The sequence below is a fragment of the Paenibacillus faecalis genome (genome assembly GCF_900289175.1).
GTDB classification, from domain to species: domain Bacteria; phylum Bacillota; class Bacilli; order Paenibacillales; family Paenibacillaceae; genus Paenibacillus_AQ; species Paenibacillus_AQ faecalis.
The window spans coordinates 4,322,491-4,329,920 of the sequence record NZ_LT985747.1 but is presented as its reverse complement, the minus strand read 5'-3'; the positions used below and the strand labels follow the sequence as shown (position 1 = coordinate 4,329,920).

Below are 7,430 nucleotides of genomic sequence, written 5' to 3'. Positions count from 1 at the left end.
CGCGGGCACGACGGAGGTGCTGCGGGCAGCGAGAGCGGCGGTAATGGCGGCCGACGTGGGAAGCGTGGTCGGGACGAGTTTACAGGCGGCAACAGCTCTGGTGAAGGCCGCAGCAAGCGTGATCGTAATGCGGTCACGCTGGTTGACGAGAGCGGTGGCGGACGCGGTAAGTCCAGCGGTGGAGCTGAGCAGGCGGGAGGCATCCGCCTTGGCGAAGCCGGCGGTACTTCAGATCAGCAGCAGAGCTTCGGCTTTGGCAGCGGCAAAGGCGGGTACAGCTCGGAAGGTGCGAGTCCCATCGGTTTTGATCGTAACAGCAGAGGTGGATATGGCGGTAAGAGCGGTGAAGGTGGTAAGGATGGCAACGGCGGCAACGGCGGTAAAAGCCGGCGTAAAAAAACATCCAGCAGCGGCATTTTTATCGGTGAAGGGCCAACGCCTGGAACAATTGCCGGCGGCGGACGTAAGCGAAAAAACAAAGGCAAGGGCGGAAACGGAACGGCTGCTTTTGTAAGGAAAAAGAAAAAATAATCAGACTCTGGTAGGTCGAATAGATAAATGTAACCTTTTTATAGCACCGTATGATAGGATGCCACACCGCGCGCTCAGAGCTGTACACGGTGCGCATCTTATATGCGGTGCATTGTTATATACTTCGGGTCGAACCTATGGATCAAATGATGTATTGATTGCTTGAAGTTCATTTTGCGGATAAAGATTTTTTATCTAAGCCATACTTGGTTCACACTTGTAAAACGCTTGTCACGCCTTGCTTTTAGCAGCTTCAGTTGATACAATGAACTTCTGGAACAGTTACTTTTATTAAGGCATTTGTAGACATTTTTAATAGCAGTTTATCGTTAATTTTTAGAGATAAGGAGTGATCTTATGGGTAAGAAAAGTGATGGGAAAGTTCTGGCCCAGAACAAGAGAGCTTCCCATGATTACTTCATTGAAGATACGTATGAAGCGGGAATGGTGCTGACCGGAACAGAGATCAAGTCGCTGCGCAACGGCCGCGCAAACATCGGGGATGCTTTTGCAACGATTCGTAACGGTGAGATCCATATTCACAATATGCACATCAGCCCGTTTGAACAAGGAAACCGGCATAATCCGACAGATCCGACTCGAACACGCAAGCTTCTTTTGCATAAAGAGCAGATTCGCAAGCTGCTTGGTCTGTCCAAACAGGAAGGTTATGCTATTGTACCGTTGAAGGTGTATATCCGTAATGGCTATGCGAAGCTGCTAATTGGCCTGGGTAAAGGTAAGAAGCAGTATGACAAGCGTGAGACGGCCGCAAAGCGTGACGCTCAGCGTGATATCCAGCGGGCTCTGCGTGAGAAGCAGAAGATCGCGAGATAAGCTCATGGTATGATAGCCGTATCGTTTTAAAGACAACTTAGTGGTATCAAGTTTCATTTTCGAGCATCATGTGTAATAAAATATACAGTAGATGGCAGCATTTTGCTCCTCTCCCTGTGATATATATATCATTTTGCTGCAAAATGTGATATACTAGGTGATGTAATAGATCATCAAGATCATTGAAAATAAGCTTAAAGCTTCGTCATCCTTTCTTGGAGGGGAAGGATGCGGAATAGATCAATCTGCTTGGCTTGATCATCTTCAGATCTAATCCGGAAGCCCTTTTTGGTATAAGTTCCGCTGAGATGTATTGGTGGTACTTTTCCTTATTAAGGGGGCGTTTTTGGATTCGACGGGGATAGTTCGGGCATGAGTAGCGGGTAGTGGGGACGCGTCCACTTCATCAACGCTAACGCCAATTTAAACGGCAAACAAAACAACAACTTCGCATTAGCAGCTTAATAACCTGCTGGCGAGCTTCTACCCTGCATCGCCCATGTGCCGGGATAGGGGCCCAACTTTAGTGGGATACGCTGTCTAGTCTCCGCCTGGGGCTAGCTGAAGAAGACAATCAGGCTGACCTGAGGGAAATCCGGTGACAGGGAGTTTTCTCAGGTGACATCAAAACTGTCACTACACCCGTAGAAGCTTGTGTTGTCGTTATCTTCGGACAGGGGTTCGACTCCCCTCGCCTCCATTGTTATCAAACAAAAAGCGACCGTGATCGGTCGCTTTTTGTGGTTCAGCTAATTTAGTAAGTTAACGTCCTTGATTTTATAAACTGGAATCGACCAATTCTCATTATTCTCAGTACATATATCTTTATTTTTCTTCAATTCATTCTTTTTTTACTTAACTGTTCAGGATACGGAAACTAAACAAGCTTTTCAAATTCGAGGGGCTCTAGTAAATCATGAAAGTCATAGTTGGTCGTCATATACTCCATTCTTTTGAAGACTATGCTACAGTCTAACTCTACATATAACATAGTTTAGCGATCTACTAAAAAGAAAATAAAAAGTGGGATCAATATTTGTTACTGTCTAACTATTTTAAATACTTAACGTTATAGCTACTCATTAAAGATGTGAACACCTTCACTCTCATCCACCAACTCAATAATCTCCCGAATATCACTTATATTCAAAGCCTCTGCAATTCTTTCAATATGGCTAAAGCTAATACTTTCACGTTTTCCGTTGGCAAGTTCACTTAATGCGGCATGTCGTACATCAGATAATCTGGATAATTCCCGCAAAGAAATTTTGTGTGCCTTGGTCAATTCGGAGATTTTAACAACAACTTTTTTGCCCATCCTCATCACCTCTCAGGATTTTGACTTGACTATACGCATAAGCGTACCGTATAATAATCTCAATACTGGTACTCATATGCGTAACAACAAAACATTTGTCAGGTAAGTGTTCATGGAGCCGCTTAATCATTTGTTAGAGAAGGAGAATCTCATGCCAAGCTTACTGGAATCTCTATATTACGGAAATTTGAATCCTGTAGAGAGGGTTGTTTCCAACGACCCTCAGTATCGCCAATTGAACCGGTAAATATCTGAGTCTATGGATGCCTGGAAGAAGAGGCTTTCCGATGATGATTTTCATGAGCTTGAGGTGTTATTAGATTTATATCAACAAGTCCAAGGGCTGGAAATGGCGGCTTCATTTACTGACGGTTTTAGGCTGGGAGCGACGATGATCATCGAGGTGTATTCTGAGTAATGTGATCAGTAAGAACACTCATATAACTGCCGTAAAGACACGAACCATGTGTCTTTTTTAATTACTCTATCAGCTCTATTTCGGTTACCACTTAAAAACGAATTTCATACACATACAGCCCCCCATAAGGTATCTTCGCTCTCTATTTCCTTCACGCAGAAGGTATGATCACCCAATTTATGGAAATATCTGTATATAACTATGGACCAATTAGAGATTTATGAAGTTATACTTATCAGCTATTTCCCCGATCTCAGAAGATGGATGAAACGTATGAAGCATACTCATTCGCGCTTGATTATACTAGGAGCTGGCACCGTATTACCCCTGAACCGATAATTTTAGGGGGCAACCCATGATGATTATGTCCAAATGCCGTAGAGGGATGAATATTCCCAGTTGACACCTTATGAGGACGCATTTAGGGGTCTGATCAAGATAGGTTCGCATTGGAGAATTGGGCTATGAGGATTATTCACGTCTTGTTACATGGAATCCTGTCATGGCCTGTTTGTTCTGCGCACATTTTGACTGAGAGTCTGTATGCCTGCCCTTTTTGACGAAACAGCCAGGTTATCGTTCATAAAACCCGGTAAAGTAACGGTTTTTGGAATAATTTTATGTTTAACGGGCAGTAATATGTTATCGCTGAATAGAAAAAGCAAATTCCTATCTATGAGGATGCCCACGAAATCGGCGCATTACCACACGTCTTAGTTACCGTAAGCAATAGACTACTGAGAGAGGGGTACAGTAAAATGACGCTCGAACTAGGCGACCATGTTTGGTACTGGAATGGCAACATCTCACTTGACCAGAACATCCCGAGGGCCCTTTGGTTCCCGGGTTCGAATCCCCACGATCCAAACGATTACCAGGGCCACGGGAAGGAAATATACAACTACGTGATCCACGCCGATGAAATCGCGCGTGGGCGCCCGCACATGCGGAACTATGAAGGCAGCTTCGCGTGGCTCAACAACAACCCCGGGAACATCACAGGGCGACCCGGCGGGAGCGACTTCGGGCAGTATCCCGGCAAGTTCAACTGGCACAACTTCTTGATCTTTCCGACGTGGAGCGATGGATTCAACGCGATCGCCTTGCTGCTGCGTAGCATGGCTTACGTGAACCTGTCAATCCTGGACGGATTCAAGAAATATGCCCCCGAGTCAGATGGAAACAACCCAGTCGCATACGCCAACGCGGTGGCTGCAGCTTTGTCGCATGAGGGCGTTACGGTGAATACTCGGATTGGCGACCTGACCGACGACCAGATGTTGGTCATGCAATACAAGATCCAAGAAGTCGAGGGCGCCATTCCCGGCGATAGTCTCGCGTGGGACTCGGAGGACATACCAACAGAGATCGCGAGCCAATTGCCGCCTTCTGTCCGGGTCCCGAGCCGTCCTCGGGCGCTTCATCGCCGCACCGCCTCCTTCGACATCGATGTATCCGCACCCGTCGAGAATTCGGGATTTACTGGAGGGCTCGGCGGACCCCACCAGGGAGGGCACCAAGGGCCGAATTGGTATATCCAGTACGGCATGGATATCGGAGCCGACGAGGGAACCGAGGTATACGCGGCATTCGACGCCCACATCACGAAGTTCCAACCGCACAACCCGGCACAGGACAACGGCAGTGTGTACGGCGCGCAAATTTTCATGCGTGCCCCGAACGACATGATGGGAGGCTTCTACACACACCTCACGGACGTGCCGGCTGGAATAGCCGCCGGAACTACGGTCTCCCGCGGCGACCTGCTTGGCCGAGTGCATCGATTTGGTGGAATTCCGCCGCACCTGCATCTGGCGCTGGTTGAGATCATTGGCGGGGCGCCGGGCGGGCAGTACGTCGGCGTGGATCTCTACCAGCTCTTCCTCGACTTGGAATTGGCAGAGCCTGGGACGGTTGTTCCCGTCACGTTCTGGCAGGACGGTTCTGATCCCACGTCGAGCTGACACACCGCACATGTCGGCGCGACTTGTTCGAAAGACGGCATGACATTGCCGGCGAAAAGGCGCGTCCGACACCGCCTATGCAGTGCAGACGCCATGGTGCCATCCGTACGCGGCGGAAGAGGACGAAACGGCCATCGAGATGCCGTATCGTCTCATGCTTGCACCGCTGGATGGCCACTGGCGTCACCGCGCGCATGCATCGATGACCTCCGGCAACGTCCAGCTCTGGCACACCTCATACGCCGCCGATCCGACAGGCCACTTTGGATCGCAGTTTTAGATGACCCTTGAGCACGTAAAATAATCTTAGAAGTTCGATGACTATAAACTCTAAACAGTCACGCTTACCACGGTGGGGGTACAAAACATACGTGGGTTATTCTTTATCGATACCCTTATAACATGGCCATATCACTGGAACAACCTGCATTCACATTAGCAATTTACCAAAAATCATCTTTCTCGGTTCGCCCTCAGCACCTCGGCCAGAAATTATTTGTATCGTAGACTGGTTGCAGTCATCGCATTTCACCCGAGCAAAACCCAGATGAAGATCACCCACAGTCCGGATATTTGTATATGACGTCCAACACAAAGTTCATAAAGTCCGGTAAAGTAACGGTTTTTGGAATAATTTTATGTTTAACGAGGCATCAATATACTGTGCTATTGCTAGATAGAAAAAGCAAATTCCAATCTATTTTGTGTCGAATGGGGGACTGCTTATCATGACTTTGGTTGCGTGTAACGGAAACGGTCGTCCGGCTCGAGCCGAGAAGGGTCGCCGCCATGGCGAAGTCGGCCGCCTTTCGTGGTTGTTCGCCACGGGGCGCGTCGCAGGGGAGGAAATATGTCGAACCAGGACGTGAAGATCCGCGAAATACTCGTATCGGCCTTCCCGCCCGAGAACGAGTACGTCAAAATCCATAACAGCGGGGCCGAGAACGTCGACCTCACCGGCTGGGTGCTGCAGGACTCGCGCACGCACCCCGAGCATCCGTATATCTTCCGCTTTCCGCACACAGTGCTGAACCCAAACGACGATGTGATCGTTTATTCCAGGAGCGGGACGAACGACGGCAATAGGCTCTTCTGGGGTCTCGACAAGCCGGTGTGGAACAACAGGGGGGACGCGGCCGTCCTGAAAGACGCCACCGGCCAGGTCATCGACCGCATGGAGTGGACCGAAAAGCCCCCGGCCGGCATGGTCTTCGACACCACAGAGATTGCCGGAGACATCGCCCGGCATGCGCAGTCGATCGGATTCGGCGCTCCGACCGGCCCGGTGAAGTGGGAATCCGGCGGTCCGGGCGGCCCGCTCTTCTGGCAGGAGTTCGGGCAGCGGGGGGCGATCTTCCACTCCGGCTACCCGAGTTCGGCGATGCCCGAGAAGCTCGTGCACGAGGTCCCGAACGTCATCCTGATCAAGTACCGGGACCTTGGCGGTCCTAAAGTGCTCGGCATGCCCATGACGGGTGTCAGACAGGTGCCGGGCCGTGCCGCCTCCTTCGTCGACTTCGCGAAGGGTTCCATCTACTTCAGCGAGGAGACGGGGGTGCATGCCGTCAGTGGCGCCATCCTCGACAAGTGGCGAAGCCCGGAGGTTGGCGGGCATTCGGGACGGTTCGGGCTGCCGGTGGACGACGAACGCATCGACACCAGCGGCGGCGCGCATCTGCGGTACCTCGACTTCGAGGACGGCACCATCTGGGTGGCCGGGGAAAGCGTGCGCGCGATCCAGGGGATCCGCATCGACTTTGTGGGATTCCACTGCTTCGGCGAAGACTCCGACCCCTTCGAGGGCGCCTCGGATGAGGTGTACTTCATCGTCGAGGCGGAGCCGCTCCAGCGTCCCGCACGGCCCAATCAGGTGAACGATTCAAAGTGGGTCACGATGCTGCCCGTTACCGGTGTCGCCTACGAGAACGTGGACGCGGGAGAGACCTTCCCCGATTCGGTGACCGTGTTCTGGGGCCGTCCGGCCCCCCTGCGGCTGAGGGTCACCGGATTCGAGCACGACTTCGGGGATCCAAATGCCCTTCGCGATCAGATCCAGGTGGCTATCGCGGCCATCGGCGCGGCGGCGTCGTTTGCATTCCCGGTGGCGTCGGCGATCATCCTGAATCCACAGATTCAGCAAGCGGTGGCGAACACCATCAATCACGTCATCGACTCGGGCGACAACATCATCCAGAGCGGCGTCTGGGACATTCCGAACCGGCGCAGGCTGCTGGAGATCATCGATGGGGAGACGCAGACGGAGTTCGGCCTGCAATGGCATTACAGGATCATGATGGACAATGATGGCAGCCCTCAGGACCAGGCGTATTTCAGGATCACGGTCACCGAGTAGAAGGAGGGC

4 protein-coding genes, 1 other RNA gene and 2 pseudogenes are annotated in these 7,430 nt (G+C 51.2%); 6 read left to right on the top strand and 1 reads right to left on the bottom strand.

Annotated elements, in window-relative coordinates:
• From C8268_RS20205 to ssrA, 3 genes and pseudogenes are all read left to right on the top strand, one after another.
• Window positions 1-531 (top strand): annotated as a pseudogene (locus C8268_RS20205) (ribonuclease R); the annotation flags it as partial.
• 357 nt (window positions 532-888) lie between these two features.
• On the top strand, window positions 889-1,368 hold the full coding sequence (gene smpB / locus C8268_RS20200) for an SsrA-binding protein SmpB (RefSeq protein WP_106769328.1): 480 nt from the start codon (window positions 889-891) through the stop codon (window positions 1,366-1,368).
• 336 nt (window positions 1,369-1,704) lie between these two features.
• Window positions 1,705-2,071: a transfer-messenger RNA gene (gene ssrA, locus C8268_RS20195) on the top strand.
• 372 nt (window positions 2,072-2,443) lie between these two features.
• Here the strand turns inward: ssrA and C8268_RS20190 are convergent.
• Complete coding sequence (locus tag C8268_RS20190; protein WP_106769327.1) at window positions 2,444-2,686, bottom strand: helix-turn-helix domain-containing protein; 243 nt, start codon at window positions 2,684-2,686, stop codon at window positions 2,444-2,446.
• A 112-nt stretch (window positions 2,687-2,798) separates the two neighbouring features.
• On the opposite strand from C8268_RS20190, the pseudogene C8268_RS23260 reads away from it, so the two are divergent.
• The 3 genes and pseudogenes from C8268_RS23260 to C8268_RS20175 all read left to right on the top strand — a co-directional run bounded on the left by C8268_RS23260 (window position 2,799) and on the right by C8268_RS20175 (window position 7,421).
• Window positions 2,799-3,104 (top strand): annotated as a pseudogene (locus tag C8268_RS23260) (DUF6809 family protein).
• Window positions 3,105-3,862: 758 nt separating this feature from the next.
• Window positions 3,863-5,068, top strand: coding sequence for a peptidoglycan DD-metalloendopeptidase family protein (locus C8268_RS20180; RefSeq protein ID WP_106769326.1), 1,206 nt, complete (start codon window positions 3,863-3,865; stop codon window positions 5,066-5,068).
• Between the two features lie 850 nt (window positions 5,069-5,918).
• A complete protein-coding gene (locus C8268_RS20175) occupies window positions 5,919-7,421 on the top strand; it encodes a lamin tail domain-containing protein (RefSeq protein WP_106769325.1) in 1,503 nt (500 codons plus the stop codon).
• Window positions 7,422-7,430: the final 9 nt, after the last annotated feature.